The organism is Vibrio sp. Hep-1b-8, from assembly GCF_006124995.1.
GTDB lineage: Bacteria > Pseudomonadota > Gammaproteobacteria > Enterobacterales > Vibrionaceae > Vibrio.
On the sequence record NZ_QEWN01000014.1, the window covers coordinates 19571 to 40857 of the forward strand.

General features: G+C 45.4%; 19 protein-coding genes and 2 pseudogenes. 8 read left to right on the forward strand and 13 right to left on the reverse strand.

What is annotated here, in order from left to right:
- Positions 1-146: 146 nt before the first annotated feature.
- Positions 147-2657 (reverse strand): cache domain-containing protein, encoded by a 2511-nt coding sequence (locus DA100_RS04540; RefSeq protein WP_138971100.1) that lies wholly within the window; start codon positions 2655-2657, stop codon positions 147-149.
- A 292-nt stretch (positions 2658-2949) separates the two neighbouring features.
- On the opposite strand from DA100_RS04540, the gene DA100_RS04545 reads away from it, so the two are divergent.
- Both DA100_RS04545 and DA100_RS20850 read left to right on the forward strand, forming a co-directional pair.
- Complete coding sequence (locus DA100_RS04545; protein WP_138971123.1) at positions 2950-3885, forward strand: endonuclease/exonuclease/phosphatase family protein; 936 nt, start codon at positions 2950-2952, stop codon at positions 3883-3885.
- A 104-nt stretch (positions 3886-3989) separates the two neighbouring features.
- The gene (locus tag DA100_RS20850) at positions 3990-4136 is read left to right on the forward strand and encodes a hypothetical protein (protein ID WP_171052136.1); all 147 of its coding nucleotides are present in this window, start codon (positions 3990-3992) and stop codon (positions 4134-4136) included.
- Between the two features lie 74 nt (positions 4137-4210).
- Here the strand turns inward: DA100_RS20850 and yghU are convergent, their stop codons facing one another.
- Both yghU and DA100_RS04555 read right to left on the reverse strand, forming a co-directional pair.
- The gene (gene yghU, locus DA100_RS04550) at positions 4211-5071 is read right to left on the reverse strand and encodes a glutathione-dependent disulfide-bond oxidoreductase (protein ID WP_138971101.1); all 861 of its coding nucleotides are present in this window, start codon (positions 5069-5071) and stop codon (positions 4211-4213) included.
- 203 nt (positions 5072-5274) lie between these two features.
- Complete coding sequence (locus DA100_RS04555) at positions 5275-5922, reverse strand: HAD family phosphatase (protein ID WP_138971102.1); 648 nt, start codon at positions 5920-5922, stop codon at positions 5275-5277.
- Positions 5923-6207: 285 nt separating this feature from the next.
- Here DA100_RS04555 and DA100_RS04560 point away from each other — a divergent pair, with 285 nt between their 5' ends.
- On the forward strand, positions 6208-7083 hold the full coding sequence (locus DA100_RS04560) for an NAD(P)-dependent oxidoreductase (protein WP_138971103.1): 876 nt from the start codon (positions 6208-6210) through the stop codon (positions 7081-7083).
- Between the two features lie 301 nt (positions 7084-7384).
- Here DA100_RS04560 and DA100_RS04565 read toward each other — a convergent pair.
- The 6 genes and pseudogenes from DA100_RS04565 to DA100_RS04590 all read right to left on the reverse strand — a co-directional run bounded on the left by DA100_RS04565 (position 7385) and on the right by DA100_RS04590 (position 12475).
- Positions 7385-7936: pseudogene (locus DA100_RS04565) on the reverse strand (hypothetical protein).
- A gap of 152 nt (positions 7937-8088) precedes the next feature.
- Entirely contained in the window at positions 8089-8406 is a 318-nt protein-coding gene (yqfB, locus tag DA100_RS04570) for a N(4)-acetylcytidine aminohydrolase (protein ID WP_138971104.1), read from the reverse strand.
- Complete coding sequence (locus DA100_RS04575) at positions 8403-9599, reverse strand: DEAD/DEAH box helicase (protein ID WP_138971105.1); 1197 nt, start codon at positions 9597-9599, stop codon at positions 8403-8405. Before DA100_RS04575 ends, yqfB begins: the two co-directional genes overlap by 4 nt.
- A gap of 109 nt (positions 9600-9708) precedes the next feature.
- Entirely contained in the window at positions 9709-10176 is a 468-nt protein-coding gene (locus DA100_RS04580) for an OsmC family protein (RefSeq protein WP_138971106.1), read from the reverse strand.
- 141 nt (positions 10177-10317) lie between these two features.
- Entirely contained in the window at positions 10318-11997 is a 1680-nt protein-coding gene (locus DA100_RS04585; RefSeq protein WP_138971107.1) for an RluA family pseudouridine synthase, read from the reverse strand.
- 76 nt (positions 11998-12073) lie between these two features.
- A complete protein-coding gene (locus DA100_RS04590) occupies positions 12074-12475 on the reverse strand; it encodes a hypothetical protein (RefSeq protein WP_138971108.1) in 402 nt (133 codons plus the stop codon).
- 171 nt (positions 12476-12646) lie between these two features.
- Here DA100_RS04590 and DA100_RS04595 point away from each other — a divergent pair, with 171 nt between their 5' ends.
- Positions 12647-13516: a LysR family transcriptional regulator gene (locus DA100_RS04595; protein WP_138971109.1), complete on the forward strand. Its 870-nt coding sequence runs from the start codon at positions 12647-12649 to the stop codon at positions 13514-13516.
- Positions 13517-13568: 52 nt separating this feature from the next.
- On the opposite strand, the gene DA100_RS04600 is transcribed toward DA100_RS04595, so the two are convergent.
- Both DA100_RS04600 and DA100_RS04605 read right to left on the reverse strand, forming a co-directional pair.
- On the reverse strand, positions 13569-14342 hold the full coding sequence (locus DA100_RS04600; protein WP_138971110.1) for a siderophore-interacting protein: 774 nt from the start codon (positions 14340-14342) through the stop codon (positions 13569-13571).
- Positions 14343-14435: 93 nt separating this feature from the next.
- Positions 14436-15020 carry a LysE family translocator gene (locus tag DA100_RS04605; protein ID WP_138971111.1) on the reverse strand — a complete coding sequence of 195 codons (585 nt, stop codon included), beginning with the start codon at positions 15018-15020 and terminating at the stop codon, positions 14436-14438.
- 144 nt (positions 15021-15164) lie between these two features.
- On the opposite strand from DA100_RS04605, the gene DA100_RS04610 reads away from it, so the two are divergent.
- The 4 genes from DA100_RS04610 to DA100_RS04625 all read left to right on the forward strand — a co-directional run bounded on the left by DA100_RS04610 (position 15165) and on the right by DA100_RS04625 (position 20167).
- Entirely contained in the window at positions 15165-15605 is a 441-nt protein-coding gene (locus DA100_RS04610; RefSeq protein WP_138971112.1) for an Lrp/AsnC family transcriptional regulator, read from the forward strand.
- Between the two features lie 178 nt (positions 15606-15783).
- Positions 15784-16779 carry a porin gene (locus DA100_RS04615; protein ID WP_138971113.1) on the forward strand — a complete coding sequence of 332 codons (996 nt, stop codon included), beginning with the start codon at positions 15784-15786 and terminating at the stop codon, positions 16777-16779.
- 286 nt (positions 16780-17065) lie between these two features.
- The gene (locus tag DA100_RS04620; RefSeq protein ID WP_138971114.1) at positions 17066-18694 is read left to right on the forward strand and encodes a methyl-accepting chemotaxis protein; all 1629 of its coding nucleotides are present in this window, start codon (positions 17066-17068) and stop codon (positions 18692-18694) included.
- Between the two features lie 426 nt (positions 18695-19120).
- A complete protein-coding gene (locus DA100_RS04625) occupies positions 19121-20167 on the forward strand; it encodes a GMP reductase (protein WP_138971115.1) in 1047 nt (348 codons plus the stop codon).
- A gap of 146 nt (positions 20168-20313) precedes the next feature.
- Here DA100_RS04625 and DA100_RS04630 read toward each other — a convergent pair.
- A pseudogene (locus tag DA100_RS04630) lies at positions 20314-20526 on the reverse strand (tyrosine-type recombinase/integrase); the annotation flags it as partial.
- Positions 20527-21252, reverse strand: coding sequence for a GntR family transcriptional regulator (locus DA100_RS04635; RefSeq protein ID WP_138971116.1), 726 nt, complete (start codon positions 21250-21252; stop codon positions 20527-20529).
- Positions 21253-21287: the final 35 nt, after the last annotated feature.

Here is a 21287-nt window from a genome sequence, read left to right on the forward strand (position 1 = left end):
ATCCTTATTTAAACTGTTATAAAGAGTGTTCGGTCTTTGGAATTTCTTTATATCAGTGTAACCAATGACGTTTAAAGTAACACTTTTGTCACGATTGGTTAAACAGTAAAAACGCAAAGATAAATTCCAAATATGAAATCTTCGGGCTACAGATTTGTCTTCGACGTCGAGTTTTCTTGTATGGTCGACGCGTACCTTTCTGCTAATTGATCGATACTGATAGGGCGTTCAATTAAATAGCCTTGCAGCACATCACATCCGTATTCGATCAAAATCCTTCTCTGGGCTTCCGTTTCGACCCCTTCAGCAACGACACGCATTTCCGCAGACTTGGCAATCGCAAGGATCGCTTTAACGAGCGAATCACTCTGCTCCGAACTCAGCATCTTGTCGACGAAGACTCGATCAATTTTGAGCTCGTCGAGTGGTAGGTTGCTCAGATAGCTTAACGATGAATAGCCTGTACCAAAATCATCTAGTGATATAGTGAACCCAAGTTCCTTCAGTTTGCTAATGACAGGTGCGACTTTAGGGAGATCGCTAATAAGGACATTTTCGGTGATTTCTAATGTCACTCGATGATTAGGCAACTGGTGCCTATCGGTTGCCGCCAGCAAGTTAGGAATAAGCTGTTCGTTCATCAACTGCATCGGTGAGATGTTGATTGAAAGAACCAAATCAAATTGAGGAGAAGGGAACAGTTGGCTAAACTCCTCGCACGCCTTATTAATTACAAAGTCGCCTAACTGATGTATCAGACCAATCTCTTCTGCCAGAGAAATAAACTCCAGTGGAGAGACATGGCCAAGTTGAGTATTGCTCCAGCGTAGCAAGCTTTCAACTCCGTACAGTTTACCGCTGTCTGCACAAATCTGTGGCTGATAAACCACGGAAAGCTCACCGCGCTCAACCGCACCGCGTAATTCGCGTTCGAGTAGGAAGTCATACTGAACTTGTTTGTTAATACTGCTATCGAAAAACAGTACATCACCTTTTTGACGAGCCTTCGACTTGTAGAGCACGATATCAGCTTTGGAAATGAGCTCTTCGGGTTCATCACCATCGGAAGGGTACATAGAGACACCGATAGAGCAACTGGCAAATAGCACCTTGCCATCGATGACAAATTGCTGCTTAAAGACTTGCTTAATACTGTCAACTTTTGCTTCGGTTTCAGCGAGATTAGTTAAGCCGGAGAAACAGAAGATAAACTCATCGCCACCGAAACGCGCTACAAAATCGTTGGGCCCAAGAAATGCTTCAAACTTCTTACCGATTTCACTGAGTAGACGGTCTCCTGCGGTGTGGCCATATAAATCGTTCACTTTCTTAAAGTCATCAAGGTCTACAAACATCACCGCTAACTGACAACATGCTTGCTCCGATTGCTTGATGCCTTCTCTAATACGTTGATGTAACTGAGAACGGTTGGGTAGGCCAGTGAGTTCATCATGGGAAGCAATGTACTCCAATTGATCCTTGGTGGACTGCAAATACTCGAAGTCGTTGTTGATTCGTTTTTCAAATCGCTTAAAGCGTTTGGCGATGAGACGGCTTAAAGCAATGGAGAAAAGAGCCACGATGGCGGTTGTGCTTAGCCCAATGACTAACAGCTGCTGTAAGGTGCTGCGTTGTTCAAGTTTAGCCTGCTGCTCGACAGAGGCGAGATAGCGCATATTGATTTCATCATACACACCGGCGCCGATTGTCCATTGCCAGCTTTCATCTTGAACGACGTAACTGGTTTTAGAGTAATCTGAGATATCTTCAGGTCCAAAGGTGGCTTTGTAGTGTACAAATTCTCTATTGGCGTCCATGAGGGCTGAAGCGCCTTGTAAAGATTCGGAACTGTCGAGGTTATACGCATTCTTGCCAATCAAGTCAGACTCAATGTGCGAAAGAATCGTCCCGTCATTTTCGATGACGAACACATAGCCAAATTGATCAAATCTAAGATTTATCAACCAGTGAAGAACCCTTTTCTTGATATCATTTTCTACATCGACGACATAGTCGCCCGTACCGATAAACCAGTCATAGGGTTCGAAGTACTTACCAAAGCCAACTTTTTCAAACTCTTTATTTTTGTTATCTGGCTTAACAAACCACCAGCGATAGAATGCTTCGCCATGCTTTTTCACCTCTTCTCCCATCTCGCGGACGATGTAGCTGCCGCGAACATCTTTAAAATCCCACAAAGAGGTTCCTTCGACACGAGGAAGTAGGGGATGCATGATGCTCAAACCATCGGTTTTGTAAATAAAGAAGTAACCACGACCGTTATTGAAACGTATATCGCGGAGGGCATCGGTAATGAGTTTGGTGACTTCAGCCTCGGGCAAAGATTTGTTGCTTTCGTATAGGCGTGTCGCGATGTTGTGAGCTTGATATATCTGCTCTTTGATCGTGCTTTCTAATTCGGCTTCTGTTTGAGTGCGTGCGTAGCGGATTTGCTGCTCAACATATTCGACTCGGCTGGTTAGGGTTGCCAGTTGCTGTTGTTGATGTTCTTGGCGTAATGCGCGTAATTGCTCTTCTGAGTTTAGAATGACGTCTCTTGCGGTAAGGATTATCCAGAATAGAGTGAAGACAGCAACGATGGAAGCTGGAGCATAAGTAATTAAGTTCAGCAGTTTTTTATCCGTAAGCTTGGTCATGTAATACCGTAAGTTGCCTAAAAATAAGAACTTAGATTATAGCAATCGTTTAATGAAATGTTAAAAATATCAGTGTTAATTGTTCTAAATCTTAACACTTTGAGATCTCACGGTATGTATTGAATTGCATTACGAATCAGGATTTTAAGATTAAAATTGCATAATTATGCATTTGTGCGCAGGGGTAGCTGACTGTTAGTCACTTGAGTTGAGCTATATTTCATAGTGTAGCGGAGAAATGTGACAGCTTGACGCATACTTGGTTGATATCGTGCATAAGGAGAGCCGATTGATAAAGCGCAGCTTAGTCTGGTTATTGATCTTCAGTCCAACATTGACATGGGTCGGATTCTCATTTTATGAATCGACTTGGTGGATTGAAAACATTGTCGCTTTTCCGGCGGTCTTTCTATTGATCTACTGGGGACTCGCGTTGGCCTTGATATTGAAGAAGTGTTGGGCGCAGGGTGTCGTGTCTGTTTTGTTATCGGGTGTGTTCTTGCTCCTCGCTCCAAACTCTCAGCACACTTTAGTCACCAACTGCGTTAATCCGATCACAGTGAGTCAGTTTAATCTTTACTACGGCAACAGAAACATCAATCAATTTATAAACCGCCTGCTATCGAATCCCACTGATTTAGTCGTGCTGCAAGAGGTTGCGCCTGAGATAGGTGAAAAACTCAAGACACTCGATGATGTGTATCCCTATTACTACGGCGGACAAGAGGGAATTGGTTACCCTTCTAGCCAGATGATTTTAAGTCGAGCGCCACTGCGAGACGTCTCCGTGTACATGACGCCAGATCAGCAAGCCATCATCCACGGTGTGTGGATGCCAAATAAGCATAGTGCGGTGACCTTTATTGCTGCACATCCTCCTTCACCAAGGACTAAAGAGCTCTGGTATCGACGTAATGCCTTGATAAGGACGATAGAGTCTATCATTGAACTTTATCCGAGCGATGAAATGCTGGTGGTTGGAGATTTCAACCTATCCGCGGTCAGTCTGAGGTTTGGTCAGATTTTGCCAAGTTTTCAAACGGTGCCAGTGGCGAGTTGGCCTAATTGGGCTCAAGAGGTTGCGACCCCCGATTTTTCAATGATTGCGATTGATCACTTATGGTTAAAGTCATCCTTGGAAGGAAGGCGGATATGTGAACGACGAAGTATCAATCATCCAAACGGCTCTGACCATAAAATGGTGATCACTAAGATTGGGTTTCTTTAATGGCGCTAGCCGGACGAAACAGATTCAACTGTTACTATGGTTGAACTCGCAGTAGGCAGTCTGTAGAATCGCCGCTCCTTAACACTCTATCCGTTTGAGGGTTTATGAACAGTGCACAAGTTGCGGCGTCATATTCTACAGCGATTGTTTCACCTATGCGTGAAGTGATGATGCGAGAATTTTTGGCGTTAGCAAAAATGGCGTCGGCAATTGCCTTACCATTTTTGCTGTTGTCTCTGGTTTGGATTTAACTCAGAGCAATACGACACAAGGATGTGTACTTTCTAGCCTTCCTGACATCATCCTCTTTCAGCACCGGTCATCCTTACTCTGGCTTTAACGCCATGACTTTATCGATATCCTCTGCGCTATGGCGTTCGAGCACCTGTTCCCACTCTTCACCAAATGGTCGGTTCACAATACGTCCTCGCTGTACGGCTTGACGAGACTCAATCTGTTTTGCCCAACGGACCACATGGGTGTAACTCTCTACCTGTAAGAACTCAGCTGCGTTATACAATTTGCCTAGTACTAGGTTTCCATACCATGGCCAGATCGCCATATCCGCAATCGTGTACTCTTCACCAGCGACGAAGGTGTTGTTTGCCAACTGCTTGTCCAGTACATCTAACTGACGTTTGGCTTCCATCGCAAAGCGGTTAATCGGGTATTCTTGCTTCTCATCGGCATACGCGTAGAAGTGGCCAAAGCCTCCACCCAAGAATGGTGCGGAACCTTGAGCCCAGAACAACCAGTTGAAGGTTTGGGTACGGGCAGGCCCACTTTGTGGTAAGAACTTGCCAAATTTTTCTGCTAAGTGAACCAAAATTGACGCCGATTCAAACACGTTCTCAGGTGTTTCGCCTGAATTGTCGACCAACGCAGGTATCTTAGAGTTCGGGTTTACGGCAACGAATCCTGAAGAGAACTGATCGGAATCCCCAATTTTAATTAGGTGCGCATCATACTCCGCCTCCTTAATACCAAGGGCGAGTAACTCTTCCAATAAAATGGTGACTTTTTGGCCATTCGGAGTGCCTAAAGAGTAGAGCTGAAGGGGATGTTCGCCAACAGGTAGATCCCTTTCAAATCGAGCCCCTGCTTCTGGGCGATTAATATTTGCCCATTGGTTGCCTGAGCTAGGTTCGTTCTTCCAAACTTTAGGTGGTACGTATTGAGTTGTCATTGTCGTTCCTTATTCGGATTGCGTTCAATACTATTATTGGGTCACTTTAGGCGATAAAAACCCTAAGTAACAAACTGCCTATAGAACGCTTAGTTATTGAAAATTGGTAAAGGGTATAAGGGCGAGGTGCCGTGTTCGACAAGATGGTCGGCGAAGAAGTAGCGAGTAAACCAATGATGAGAAATGCTTACTCGCTGTCGAGATTACTGCTGTTTTAAATCGGCTAGGGCATCATGCAATGATGGCAGGATCTGGTGGCCAAGGGCGATCACATCCTCACTAGGTTCAAGCAGATCTGGGATTTGATAGGTATTCATTCGCGCTGCCACTGCACTACGTACACCATTGTTTGAGTCTTCAAACGCGAGACACCTAGTCGGGTCTACTCCCAAACGCGTTGCGGCGAGTAGGTAAATCTCTGGATCAGGTTTGCCATGTGACACTTCGCAACCACAAGTCAGGCTATCAAAATACTTATCGAGACCTGCCAGTTGAAGCTTAAAAGTGGCGACATCCTTATGTGTTGAAGTGGCGACAGCCGTTGGAATCTTGTGGCTTTTTAGCCACTCCAGTAGCTCTATAACGCCATCTTTGACAGGTATTGCCTGATGCTTGACGATAGCGTTGTAGTTGACTCGCCACTCATCGTGTACGGTTTGGTAGTGCTCCCCATAAGCGTGACGAAAGATCTTCTCAATCGTTGCAGAGTTACAACCAATAATCGATCGGTAAACCTCTTCATGGAAAGGTTGATGGGTTGTAGCGCAGGCCTGTTTGAAGACGCGCATACAGACACGTTCAGTGTCGAGTAGAAGGCCATCCATATCGAAGATAGCGGCTTGATAATTCATGTGACAACTTATTTAACATGGAAGTAACTGCGTTGATTCTGGCACAATTAGCCAAGTGAGTAAAAGAGCATATCAATGATATCTCGACAATTTTAATCGTCTTCGCTGGGGCGATTTGTTTTGTAAATGGGTAGAGGTGGTTGGTTAATCTGCCCTTATCGGTGACAAACAATGCTAAGTTTGCGTACTTTTCGAATGTGAACAACAGTTCGTTTGAGAAGTTAATTTGTCCGCCATTATTTAGTACACTGGCAACACAACAATCTATAACAGAGAGATAGAGTCATGAACAACAAAGTCGCCTTCATCGGATTAGGAGTGATGGGCTATCCAATGGCGGGTTATCTTAGCAAAGCGGGAAACGAGACTAAGGTGTATAACCGCACATCGGCTAAGGCAGAGCGTTGGGCTGAAGAGTATCAAGGAACAGCATGTGCAACACCGAGAGAAGCCGCGCAAGATTGCGATGTGGTTTTTGTCTGTGTTGGTAACGATGATGACGTGCGCAGCGTTGTTTACGGTGAAGATGGTGTCTTGGCAGGGCTAAAACCAGGAGCAGTATTGGTTGATCATACGACGACGTCGGCAGAGTTGGCGATTGAGTTGGCAGATGCGGCGAAAGAGAATGGAAATGCCTTTATTGACGCCCCTGTTTCTGGTGGACAAGCAGGCGCAGAAAATGGCGTGTTGACCATCATGTGCGGTGGTGATCAGAGTGTATTTGATGCCGTATCTCCCGTGATGGATGCCTATGCGAAACAAGTCAGCTTGTTTGGTGAAAACGGGCAGGGTCAACGCTGTAAGATGGTTAACCAGATTTGTGTGGGTGCGGTATTGCAAGGCCTCAGCGAAGCCATTTTGCTTGCGCAGAAAACGGGTCTTGATGTTGAAAAAGTCGTTGATACTTTAAAGCATGGTGCCGCAGGATCATGGCAAATGGAGAATCGCGCAGTCACTATGGCTAACGATCTGTTTGATTTCGGCTTCGCCATCGATTGGATGCGTAAAGATCTTGGATTCTGTCTTAAAGAAGCAAAACGAGTTGGTATCGAGTTGCCTCTGACTAAAGATATTGACCAACGATACGCTCAACTGCAAAAAGATGGCTATGGCCGTATGGATACCTCTGTATTGATTAAAGCGCTAGGCAAAAATCAGTAAAAAATAAACAGCTCTTTGGTGTCAAACAGTCTAAAAAAATCGAAGCTTTTCATGGTTCACCCCTCATTGTTCCTACAGAGCTAAGCCAATAGAGAGGTGATATATGCACCTCTTTTCCTATTTGGTTTCATCAATAAATTTAGTGTAGGTTTTGCACGATTGCCAAATTTTATCTTCAGCAAATAGCGCGGATTGGAAAAGACGTTGAGGACGGTTGGGTTGGATTCGAAACAGCAAAGAGGGCTCACCACAGTGAGCCCTCTTTGGCATGATGTTTTAGTGTTCGATCACTACGTTTAGATCAAAGGGCAGCGTTGGTTTGAACAACGAGTTTACCGAAGTTTTTTCCTTCCAGCAGGCCGATAAAGGCTTGTGGTGCGTTTTCTAGACCTTCAACCAGATGCTCGCGGTAGTGAATTTTGCCTTCAGCTAGCCATTGCCCCATGTAAGCGGTGAAGTCTGGCATGCCCATAACGCCTAACGCATAAGATGGATGAGAAGGTGCTTTACCCATCTTAATGAGACCTTCTCCATTTGAAATGCCGTAGTCCTGCCAACCGGTAAAGGCGAGAACCCATTAACCGACTTCAAAGTCAGGGTGGTTGGATTGCTCTACCTGACAAACGCTACCGCCAACCATCACTTCACCCAAAGCGACAGGATCGGCGTAAGATTTAGCATCGCTCATACGTCCACGCATGTAGGGATCAAGAGAAAGGTAAACACTGCGAAGTAGCATTTCTCCTTGGGCAGGTGTTGGTTTATCGACATTCTCAAGACGGAAGTTACTGTCGACCGGAGCACCTACCGGTCTTGAAGCGAGGACAATGCGGCGATTCGTTGAATTAGTCATGGGTAGTTCCTTATTATTAGACCAGTCGTCTAGTTTTTGTTTTTCGTGACATAACCATGGACTGGCTAAGAGAATGATCGAACGAACAGGCGGAACCTAGATTAACTTGATGAGAAGACACAGGCTACCGTTGGTAGCCTGCGTTAAGCCACTTAAACGAGCTCGTAACTGATTTCGAAAAGGGTGTCTGTATTAGGGTAAATCTCCCTAATCAGTGCTTTGAGTTTTGGTAGTTCAATCGATTCCTGCTCGGCATGGAACTCGTTGATATCATCAAAGTGGAGGGGGTTAACCGACAGTATCTTAATGTTGCAGACTTTTTGGTCAGTTTCTAAGGTGTACACCTCCACTTCCGTTCCTGGAACATAATGGGACTCAGACTCATCACGGATGGTAATGGTCTTTTTTCCCGCCGTGATCAACGGAGTCAGAAACTCAAAAAAGGTAATTTTAGTTGGTGCGTTCATCAATTATCCTTTTGTTGGCGTTTGTGTTTTGGCACATAGTTTAAGATAGAAATCGGCACTGGCTTACGAGGTTCAAAACCTTCAATTTCACGGCGCTCAATCAAGTGACCTAAACGAGATTCGATCATGCAAAGGTTCTTGAAGTTATCTTTCGAGACAAATGAAATCGCTTCACCTTGCGCATCCGCACGACCCGTACGACCAATGCGATGAACATACTCGTCTGCTGGGAATGGCAGATCATAGTTAATGACTCTCGATAGCCCTTCAATATCAATACCGCGAGCGCCGACGCCTGTCGCAATCATGTATTTAATTTTGCCTGCTTTGAAGTCAGCGAGTAGTTGTGAACGCACCGCCTGACTTCGGCCACTGTGAAACGCTTCAGCAATGATGCCGCGCTTTTCAAGCTGCGACGCCAGCTTGGCTGCGCCATGTTTAGTTTCGATAAAAATCAGCGCCTGATCCCAGTCATTCTCATTGATCAGATGACTCAGCAGCGCTGATTTTCTGTCTTTGTCTACCGTTATCAGCCATTGCTCAATGTTTTTCTTTGATGCTTGGTTGGCTGCAATAGAGATTTCATATGGGTCATGAACCGCGGTTTTAGCCAGATCGCGCACCTTGTTCGACAGGGTTGCCGAAAACAGAAGATGCTGAATATCGGTAGGCAAACGATCGAGAATCTTGTTGATGTCTTCAATGAAGCCCATGTCGAGCATTCGGTCTGCTTCATCGAGTACCAGCACTTCGACTTCATCGAAATGCACTGCGCGTTTGCCATACATATCAATTAGGCGGCCTGGTGTTGCAACCAGAATATCGACACCATCGATTAATGCTTGTTTCTGGCTACTCTCATCGACGCCACCGTACATAGCGAGAGAGGTGAGAGACAGATTCTTACTATAATCTTGTACCTTTTGCTCAACTTGCATTGCAAGCTCACGGGTAGGAGCAAGGATGAGAGCGCGAATGCGTTTCTTACGCTGGGTTTGCCCTTGACTGAGCTTTTGTAAAATTGGCAGAACAAAGCTGGCGGTTTTACCGGTTCCCGTCTGTGCCGCAGCGATAAGGTCATCACCACGTAAGATCACTGGAATCGCTTGTTGTTGAATTGTAGTTGGCTTGCTGTAGCCAAGTTGAGAAATCACGTCGGTGATCGGTTGGCTCAGGCCAAGTTTGGAGAATGGCATGGTTACACTCAGGTTTTTTGTCGTAGTGGGCGTTTACCCCATAATTGACGCTGAGTGTAGCATGAAGTGAGTTATTTTGATTAGCTTTGTTTCTCTCGCTTTACCGCTTCTAAGCAAGGATTTCAGTGGTTATCTCTGTTTTGACTGAATTCGCGATGAAGCAGTGTTGATGAGCAAGGTGATGGAGTTTTTGCAACTGCTCAAACGTTGGTTGCTTGTCGCCAACGAAAATGATGTCGGGCCGCAGAATCACTTGTGTCACGGAGCTTCTTCCTTGAGAGTCTTCTTCCATATAACCAACAGCGTGATCGATGTACTGGTCGATCACGTAGCGCTGTTTGGCGGCTATGCCAAGGAAAGTTAGCATGTGACAGCTGGAGATCGCAGCGATATACGCCTCTTCAGGATCAACATTTTCCGCCACTGAAAAGGGTAGGGGGACAACATGAGGTGAAGACGAGGCGGGAACAACGATTCCGCCATCAAACTCCCAAGTGTGGCCACGGCTGTATTGATTGTCGTTAAAGGGCTCTTGCTCGCCACGTTGCCATTTAACCGTAGCAGTGTAATCAGACATATTTGAACATTCCTTGTAGGCTGGCTTTAAGACATTGTCTTACACTGATTAGGTTGAGGTCTGAACCCTTAGATAACAAAAGCCTGACTAGACTCACAGCATTGACGGTTTCTAGTCCGCGCAGTGAGTCCTGTCTGCGAGTTAAAACTCGGCCGGTGCTGAAAAGGTTAGTCTCTCTTTGCTATAAGGGTGGTCAAACTCCAACCGCTCTGCGTGTAGATGTAAGCGATCTGCTTTCTCACCATACAATCCATCACCGACCATAGGCAGGTTTAGTCCGAGATGGTGTGCACAGTGAACCCTAAGTTGGTGCGTGCGTCCAGTTTTCGGATAGAGGTAGAGCTTGCTTCGTCCGTCAGTGGTGTTAATTTTTTCCCAGTAAGTTTCAGTGGGTTTGCCATGCTCAAAACAGACCAGTTGGCGAGGGCGGTCAACGGGATCTCCTCGCATTGGTAGAGTAATCTGGCCGCTCTCTTGGTCAACACTACCCTCGAGCAAAGCGACATAGCGCTTGTGTACGCTGCGGGAGATAAACTGTTTCTGGAGGCTTTTGTTGGCGCGTTTAGTGAGTGCAAAAACCAGCAATCCCGATGTGGCCATATCCAATCGATGGATGACAAATGGTCCTTCTGCGTCGGGATAACGCATTTGTAAGCGTGTATAGGCAGAGTCTGAGATGGTCTTGCCTGGCACTGATAGTAGGCCCGAAGGTTTGTTTACGACGACTAATGCTTCGTCTTCGTATAAGATTTCCAACTCTTTGTCTTGTGCCCAGCTCTCTTCCAGTGGGTTGTCGTAAACCAGCAAGCCTTGCAACATGTGGCCTAATATTGGCTGGCACTTGCTATTGCATGATGGATAGAACTTTGCGTGCTGTCGAATTTCCGATTTTGGAGAGACTCCCCACCAGAATTCCGCCAGCGCTAATGGTTTAAAGTTGTGCTTAAAGGCGTAATGTAACAACTTTGGTGCCGCACATTCGCCTGCTCCTGCGGGTGGGGTCGGGCTCGTCGTCGGTGCAAAGATTGCAGATAGAGACTGTTGTTGTCCATGTGCATTAAGAAAACGGTATTGATTGAACAGTTTATTTTGCAGGGTATTGGACAACTGTTTTCTCTGTTGCTTGAGCTGTTCTAGTGACGTCTGCAAGACATCAAGCTCTGCTGTGATCGCCGCGATTCTTTCTTCCCACTCTAACTTGAGGTATTTGAGTTTGTTTTTTTCAGCGACACTCTCTTTGCCTAACGCTACTAACAGCGCATCGAGCTCCGCTTTACTTAATGTTTGTTCGCCGCGTTCGCGTTGCATTTTACGCGCTGCTCGGCCAGCAATAATGGCTTGACGCTGCTGATGTTCTTCGCTCTGATAGTCTTGCTGTAATTGACTTAACGTCTGTTTAAGCTCTATAAGGCGGGGGTTGGATTGCTGCTGGGTAACCGCACTATTGATCTCAGTTATATTAGCCAGATCTGAACGAAAGAAACTTTCCTCTGCCAGCATATCAAACACCGGTGGTACAAAGCCTGGTAGTAGGTTTTGATCTGCGATCTTGCCAGAAAAAGCAGAGAGATAACCAATTTCACCTTGAGGAGACTTAACCAGTAGAACGCCAAACATTTTACCCGTTCCTGCTGCATCACCGTCGATGCCAAAGTTATGTTGCCATTGCTTCTGGGTCGTCAAGTGTTGTTGCAGTTGCTCAGCCGCTAACACGCACAATGGGTGCGGTTGATAATAAAACGGAAAGGTAAATTTCTCTGGTAGTGAATAATGTGCGATATCAGTGGAGAAACGGGTAAATAGATCTTGAGGGTGGTGCATTAGGGTATTCACTACAGGTAAAAACAACTGGCGTGATTTTACCTGTTTGTGTCTGGAATGCTAGCGCAGTGAGAGGCTAGCGGATGTAATTGATATTCGCACTGACGTACCAATGTTGCACTGTACCGTCGGGGCTTTCGATCCAAACGTCATTATCAAGGAACTTAACTCGACCATTGACCGAGAGCGATAATTTGTTGTCATCAACCTTAGTCACAGTAATAAATGGGTCAGATGTGATCAAAAAAGGTTCTGAGTCTGAGACGCTGGCTGATTGATCGATGAGGAAGAAGTGGTTCAATTTACCGGCTTGAGGATCGGTTGATATCGCTTTGTGACCGACCAATTTGTAGCCACCACCAATTGATTGATTAAGGATTTCGTTGCCGAGACGAACATGGGTAGGAATGAACACCCATGCTAGTACGAGTGCGATCGTGATGATGAGTATACTCAGTGACAGTTTGACTTTAGACATTTTCAGTCGCTTTTGGAATCGGAACAGGAGGTCATGTTATCACAATCGAAGCGCGGTTTTTTGCTTTGAACCTATCTGGCTAAACAATTCACGACTTCGATTCTTGTGAGATTATTGTCTTTTTTGCAATAATTAACCGTTAGATGACCTAGAATATTACAGAGTGAGAAGATGGCGAATTGGGAAGGAGTCAGTGAGTTTGTCGCGGTGGCGGAGACACACTCATTTACGGCGGCGGCAAACAAACTGGCGACTTCAGTTGCGCAGGTCAGCCGTCGCATTTCTACGCTAGAGGAACGTTTGGCCGTTAAGCTATTTAACAGGACGACTCGCAAAGTCACCCTCACCGAAGCTGGGCATGTTTACTTCCAGCAATGTAAGCATCTTGTTGAGGGGTTAGAATTGGCTGAACTGGCGGTCACTCAGATGCAGTCAACGCCGAAGGGATTGTTAAAAGTGACCGCCCCAGTCACCTTCGGTGAGCAAAATTTAGCGCCTTTGTTGCATCAGTTTCTGGAACAGTACCCACAGGTCGATCTGGAGCTTATGTTGACCAACCAGAAGCTGGATCTTATTGAGATGGGCTTTGATGTTGCGATTCGCCTTGGTCGTTTACAAGATTCGAGTTTGATCGCAAAACGTCTCTCAAGTCGGCAGTTATACGTTTGTGCTAGCCCGAGCTACCTAGACAGATATGGAGAGCCTTATACATTATCTGAGTTAGCTCGCCATCAGTGCCTTGTGGGGTCAGTAGACTACTGGCGCTTTAGGGATGAAAAGAGCGAAAAATCAATACGCGTTACAGGCCGAATTCACTGCAATTCAGGCTATGTGCTGCTTGATGCGGCGAAACGAGGGCTAGGTTTAGTTCAACTGCCCGACCACTATGTTCAACACGCTTTGGACGAGGGTGATTTGATCGAAGTATTGACGGAGTATCGAGATGAACGCGAAGGTATTTGGGCGCTTTATCCGCAAAACAGAAACCTATCGCCTAAAGTTCGGTTGTTGATTGATTTTCTCGCTGAGAAGTTGGTCTGACGATTCACTAATGAACAGATTGAGGGAGAAATTCCCTCAATCTATATCCCAGTTAGTTGTCATGCTGTTCCGCATCTTGACGTTTAATCACTTTGTGACCGTCTTCTGCAACGCCTTGTTTCCAATAACTACTGATGTAGATATTTTCTCTTTCTACCTGTCTTTCATTTCTAAAGTACTGGCGTAGCCCTCGCATAGAGTCAAACTCACACGCGCACCAAACGGAAGTTTTACCTGCATGCCAAGGTAAAGAACGTACTGTGTCGACTAACGATTCATTTTCGAAAATCCATTTAACGTCAAAGTGACTTGGCGTCTCAATAGGCTGAATATCGAGCTCTGAAATAACCTTGATCACAGCATAGCCTTTTGCATCGTGCGGCAAACGGCGGATCTTAGCGGATAGTGCTGGCAGTGCGGTCATATCGGCGGTCATAAAAAACCAGTCCGCTTCTGTATTCATATCTTGAATCGAACCTGGACCCGCAATAGAAATGCGTTCACCCACTTTGGCACTCATTGCCCATCGAGCGGCAAATCCGCACTGTAGATCCTCAGTAATATGTTTAACAAAATCGACTTCAATCAATCCGTTATCGGCGTCAAAGCGGCGGATGGTGTAAGTGCGCATGATAGGGCGATCGCCTTCGCTCATCGTGGTGAGATCAGTGCCACCTGATGGTGTAAACAGTAACTTGATGTAGCTACCTTCACAATCGGCAGGGAATTCAACAAGCGCATCACTCTGAAGAGTAATGCGCTGCATGTTGGGAGTGATGGATTCAGTCGCTGAGATGGTTACTTGTCTTGGAGATGGCTTTTTCATTTCTTACCCGATAATTGTTCGTATTCGCGTTTAAGATTAGCAGCACAATTTCAAGTTAGATAGCATCTTTAAGTAAATTTACATTCAGCCCAGCTAGATCATCGGCAGGGTTGAGGCGACGAGCAGTGTAGCCATCGCGATATTAAAGCTTCGAATACGAAGTGTACTGGTTAGCCAACGTTGTAGCTCACGTCCCGCCAGTATCCAAAAAGTACCAGAGGGAAAGTTCACGATTAAAAAGGTACTTGATATGATCATTAGCTCAAACCAACTTCCACCATTGCTATACAAGGTGACGGAACTGAGAGCCATTGACCAGCCTTTGGGGTTGACCCACTGAAAGCTTGCTGCGGCAAGAAAGCTCATTGGTCTAAATTCATCAACTGTTGAGGCTCTACCACTTAACGCAATCTTAAGCGCCAAATAAGCCAGATAGGCCAAGCTGACGTATTTTAGTACGACATGCGCTGTTGGATAAGCTTCAAATACCTTGGTCAAGCCTAGGCCAACAAGCAATACCATAAACGCAAAGCCAACTGCTATCCCACACATGTGCGGAAGCGTGCGCATATAACCCACATTGGCTCCAGAAGTCATCAACATGATGTTATTGGGGCCTGGGGTAAAGGTCGAGACAAAAGCAAATAAAATGAGAGCACTAAGTTGTTCAAATTCCATGAGAGTTCCTAATTGCAAAGTGATCGCAACAAAGTTGCGTGATGAGCTTCTCTTGACCGGTCAATGGCTATATTAGGTGGAAAAGTGAGCAATTTTGTGTTTTTATTCGAATCTAATTGGTTATTTGCACAATAAAGAGATGGAATGGATCGTTTTGACGAAAGGATATTGCACGAGCTCAAGTTAGACGGAAGAATCTCCAATGTTGAACTCGCGGAGCGTATTGGTTTATCGCCATCAGCGACGCTGCGACGGGTCCAGGAGTTGGAGAAGCAGCGAGTCATCAAAGGTTACCGTGTGATTCTGGATAACAGCCGCCTTGGTATCGGATTTATTGCTTATGTTTCAATAGGCTTAGCCAGCCACAGAAAACAGGCTCAGCAAGAGTTTGAACAGCATGTGCGTTTTGTCGATGAAGTGGTGGAATGCCACAACATTACGGGGGCCAACGAGTATTTACTCCGTGTAGAAACCAAGGATTTACCAAGTTATAAAAAGTTTCACGCCGATGTATTAGGTGAGTGTAGGCACGTTCAGTCGATTACCACCATGGTAGTGATGGACTCGCCTAAAGACAAACGTTAGCAATCAGTTTCATCTCGATAGGGCAGGTCTTCTTTGGCATGCCCTGTCACATTACTTCCATTATTTCGCCACTTAACCGTCATGGTTCAGCCATCAAAGCGTCACGCTGGCACATTAATTTATCTCGCATTAACCCATTCGAGCATGAAGCTCATTGAAAACTAAAAGGTAACGTAAGATGAAATTAGCAGTGGCAGCGTCTGCAGTATGTGCAGCATTGGTATCAGGATCTTCATTGGCAGCGACCGTTTACAAGGCAGAGGGTACCGAATTTCAAGTCGGTGGCCGTGTTGAGTTTAGAGGTGACTTTATCGGTACCTCAAAGGGGGCTGAAATTCAGGGCACGATGGATGACAGTACCCGTGCTCGTCTGAATTTAAAAGGGAAGTCTGAAATAGCCCAAGGCATGACAGCATTTGGCGTGTACGAAGCAGAGCAAGACACAGGTAAAGACGAATTTGAAAACCGCTATATGTACGCAGGAGTCGATTTTGATGGTCATGCCTTATCGTTCGGTCGTCAAGATATGGCGTCTGTCATTGTCTCTGATCTAACGGACATCACGGAATTCTCTGGGATCCAGCAAGTCAATAATTCATCAAGCGACAAGCAGGACAGTGTGGTTGCGTATCGCGGAGCATTTGAATCTTTCAAACTACAGGCGACCTACCAAGCCAATAGTGAAGAAGACACTGATGGCTATGGTATTTCCGGGATCTATTCTGCGCCGTTTGGGTTGGATATTGGTTTGGCATTTTCGGCCGCAGATCTAGGTAAAGGGCTAGGCAGCCAATCACAAGTGCTTGGTGGTCTCGGTTATACGCTCGACAATCTTTATCTTGGTGCCACTTACTCTATTGGTGATCTTGATGATAAAGCGACAGGGACGGACGACAAAGAGTTCACCGCCTTAGAAGTGGTGGCTCAATACAAGTTTACCAAGCAGCTTTCCGCTGCGTTGCTTTATACCAATCAGGAAAACAAGCAAGCAAATGGTAGTAAATATGATGATACTGATGGTGTAGAGCTGGTCGGTTATTACAAATTCAACAGTAATTTCCGTACCTATGTTTCTTACTACTCAAATGGCGTAACGTCGACGGATACGAACGCCGACGGATTCAAGGATACGGGTGAAGATACCTTACGCCTTGGTGTTCGCTACGATTTTTAATCGCAGAATTGCCTGAAGATTCTGTGGTAATGGCCAAGCTCAGCTTGGCCTTTTTTGGCTAAGTATCCTAGTTTAATACAACGTTTAAAGTCATCTGAATGTATATGCACTATAGTCGGTTTGCATATAATGGCGTCTGAACCTAGAGTATTGGTCAGGACATACTGCTGCCGAAAAAGCACCTCACTCCAGTCAGACACTATTACTTGAAATGCTTTAAGTCCCTTTTTAGCCAACGCGAGCTTATAACAAACAAGGGCGAGCTTAGACTGACAAAGAGTGAATTATGCAGCCATCATTAAATAATTTTTCGATCCGAACTCAGGTTTTGTTACCTGTTCTTTTTACCGCCCTAGCACTGATTATTGCGTTATTTGTCACCAAGAGAAGCATTCTAGCGGAAGAAGCCGTGGTCAATGAAATCATCGAATCACTGATGTTTTATACCGAAACGTTGGACGAGCTTGACGAAGAGGTATACACACTCAGACTCAATGTGTTAAACGTTATCTATGGTAGTGAAGATCAGAGCGATTTCCCTATCAAATTGGACCATGGAAGGTCCGCTATTGAGGCTAAACTAACCCTGATTGATCAACGGGGAACATTTATCGAACAGGTGAAACCGGTTCGCGATGCGCTGAAAAACTATATTGCGCAGTCTGAGCGAGTGTTGGAATTTACAAACGCGAAAGAGTTAGGGCAGGTGAGTAGAGAGGAGTATAACGACTTTCTTAGCAATTATCGTCAAGCAGGCGATGAGATGGTGATTGTGGCTGATCAGCTTTCCCAACAAATTGCGACCTTCGCAAGTGAGTTTGTCGAGATGAGAGCGGCGCAGAATGTAAAAGTAAAACGACTGACGTTTATTTTGGTGCCTTCGGTATTCGGCTTATCGCTTTATGTCGCATGGGTTCTGTCAGGCATGATCGTTCGCCCAATACTCAACCTGCAAAATGTCATGCGCCAGTTAGCACAAGGTGACTTAACAATTCGAGCTGAGGCAAAGGGTAAAAACGAAATCTCAAAGCTAATCAATGACGTTAATCTAACGGCGAAGCAATTCCATTCGATCGTCGGTACCTTAACGAACATTAGTGACGAAGTTGCCAGTGCCTCGACAGTATTGGCTAAGGTTATGACCCAATCAGAATCCAATGCAGAGAAAGAACTGGCAGAAATCGAACAAATTGTTTCTGCTGTCAAAGAGCTATCAAGTGCTGCCGACAATGTCAGTGCTAATGCTCAGCAGGCTGGTCTAACGGCCCAAGAAGCCGATACGTTGGCAAAGTCTGGGCAACAAGTATTTGAGCTGAGTCATGCGGAAGGTTTGAAAATGGGCAAAGTACTCAATGACGCAGCGAACGTTATCATGACTCTGAAGTCTCAATCTGAGCGCGTCAATGACGTGATTGAAGTGATTCGCGGTGTCTCCGAGCAGACCAACTTACTGGCGTTGAATGCAGCGATAGAAGCGGCGCGAGCAGGAGAAACTGGGCGTGGTTTTGCTGTTGTCGCAGATGAAGTACGAAAATTGGCGGCGACAACACAAGACTCCACGGTAGAGATTCAAACCATCATTGAAGAACTACAGAAACAGTCGAATCTTGCCAATGAAAGCATGCAAAAAAGCTTGGATATGCTGGACAAAAGTAGCCAACTTACTAATCAGGCTAACGGTGCATTGCATGGTATTACGCAAACTATCACCAGTATTAATGCCGTCAATGCGCAGGTGGCAACAGCGGCGGAACAACAGTCTCACGTTACCCAAGAAATCAATGGCAACATGGCGAATATGTCCCAGTTGGTGAATCAAAACGTGTTAGGGATTTCTCAAAGTGCCACCGCAAGTGAAGCGCTTTCTGATCTCGCAGAGAAACAAAAACAACATTTGTCGTTCTTCAAGCTGTAGTTTTTGGACTTTCTAAGTAAATAATCACGTATTTTTTTACTCAAGAGGCGAAAAATCGTTGAGCTCTACACCACTGTTTTTAACCAAAACGAGACATCGAGTCGAACATTTAGTTTAAAGGTTGGTTTAATTGCCTAAGTAAAGGATTGCGCAAACGTTTGTGTGGCTGTTGTTAAGTGTTTGTTTTGAAAAGATAATTGGTGTTTTAGGCGTGAGTTGCAGTCGGCTAGGTGTGCAACTTAGCCGAACTGTAGCATAAAAATTTTGAAAATATCAGTCTTGCGAGAAATAAATCGCGACCTATAATGCTGAAAACCGGAGCGTCTGCCAACGCTCCGGTTTTTTTGTGTCCGAAACTCAGTAAAACGTCTGCCAACGTTTACCGAAAACGCACGACACGTAAATTTGCTTACAGGAAAATTTATCATGCGTATCGAACAAGAACTTAAGTTAGGCTTTAAAGATGTACTATTCCGCCCGAAGCGTTCTACTCTTAAAAGTCGTTCTCAAGTTGAGTTAACCCGCGAGTTTACATTCAAGCATAGCGGTCGTCAATGGTCTGGTACTCCAGTCATTGCTGCCAATATGGACTCGGTAGGTAGCTTCGAAATGGCAAAGGCGCTCGCTGAACACGGTGTTATGACAGCTGTTCATAAACACTACTCAGTAGAACAGTGGGCTGAGTTTGTAGAATCTGCGGACCAAAAAACATTAAACAATGTGTTTGTTTCTACTGGTACTTCTGATGCTGATTTCGAAAAAACCAAAGAGATCATGGCACTTTCAGAAGAACTTATCTTCATCTGTATCGACATCGCAAATGGTTACTCAGAGCATTTAGTTGAGTACGTAGAAAGAGTACGTGCGGCATTCCCAAACAAAGTGATCTCTGCTGGTAACGTTGTGACAGGTGATATGTGTGAAGAGTTGATTCTTGCTGGCGCGGACATTGTGAAAGTGGGTATCGGCCCTGGTTCAGTATGTACAACACGCGTGAAAACGGGTGTTGGCTACCCACAACTTTCAGCAATCATTGAGTGTGGTGATGCGGCGCACGGCCTTGGCGGTATGATCATCGGTGACGGTGGCTGTTCATGTGCGGGTGATGTGGCGAAAGCATTCGGCGGCGGCGCAGACTTCGTTATGTTAGGCGGTATGCTTGCAGGTCATGAAGAGTCAGGCGGCGAAATCATCGAGAAAGATGGCGAAACCTTCATGAAATTCTACGGCATGTCTTCTCAGTCGGCGATGGACAAGCACTCAGGTGGTGTCGCTAAGTACCGCGCAGCTGAAGGAAAAACCGTACTATTGCCATACCGTGGTAGCGTTCACGGCACTATTTCAGACATCCTTGGCGGTGTACGTTCAACCTGTACCTACGTAGGCGCAGCAAAGCTTAAAGAGCTAACCAAGCGTACCACGTTCATCCGCGTACAAGAGCAAGAGAACAACGTATTCGGTAAAGAGAAGTAAGCCAATACTTCGAAAAAGACGAATAATCGAGAGCCGCATTTTGCGGCTCTTTTTTTACCTGAAAATTGGTAAGTGTCTACAAAGTGTCTACACCTGTGACATTTTTGCTTTGCGAGATTTATCGGATTTGCATAAAACCGCACGAGTTATTCAAGTTCAAGGGCAGCAAGTGGGTTCATTTCTAAAGTTTCTGAAAGGTGGTCTGGGGCAAAGTGAGCGTAACGCATCGTCATACTGATATCGGCATGGCCAAGGACATCCCGCAGTACCAGAATGTTGCCACCATTCATCATAAAGTGGCTGGCGAAAGAATGGCGCAGAACGTGTGAAGCCTGGCCCGAGGGGAGGGTAATGCCAAGTTAACTGTTAGGTTTATGTCTTTTTGCTACCAAGGTGAACTTATAGTCACTTGATTTAAAGAAGTTACGACTATATTCGAATACCGTATCGTCGTGTAAGTAACTGCGAGTGCGTTTCTCAATGATCGGGTCGGTAGTGCTAATACCTAACAACTTCGCTATTTCATCAGGAGGTAGGATTGGCACTAATTCTTGTTCGCTTCGATCTATCACTAGCTTTTTTTGATTCTCGATAAACTCATACTTTGATCCCTGCATTACCTGGTAGGTCAAATCAGGAAACATTTCTACTGGCATCCAAGTCTCTTCAACCGTGATTGGATTCTCATCAAGGAAACGTACACGCTTAACATAGAAAATGCGTTCACCTTCGTTGATATCTAAATGTTCAGCCATAGTGAGAGACGCAGATTGAATTTCAAAGGCCAATACATCGCTATGCGTGACACCTTCCAAATGTGCCCATTTTTCAGCGAAACTACTCTGCTGATAGATATCATAATTGACTTTGGTCTCTTTAACGTAGGTGCCACTGCCTTGAATACTCTCTAACTCTTCGTTCTCGATGAGCAGCTTTAATGCTTGGCGAACGGTGACTCGACTGGCAGAGAACTCTTTGCAAAGTTGAGCCTCGGTGGGAAGTGCCTCACCTACTTTGTAATCCTTGCTGATTATCTTTTCTCGAATGGCGTCAGCTATTTTGCGATACAGGGGCAGTCTTGCCATGTAAACCTCGAAAGTAATACAAAAGAGATGGGGGG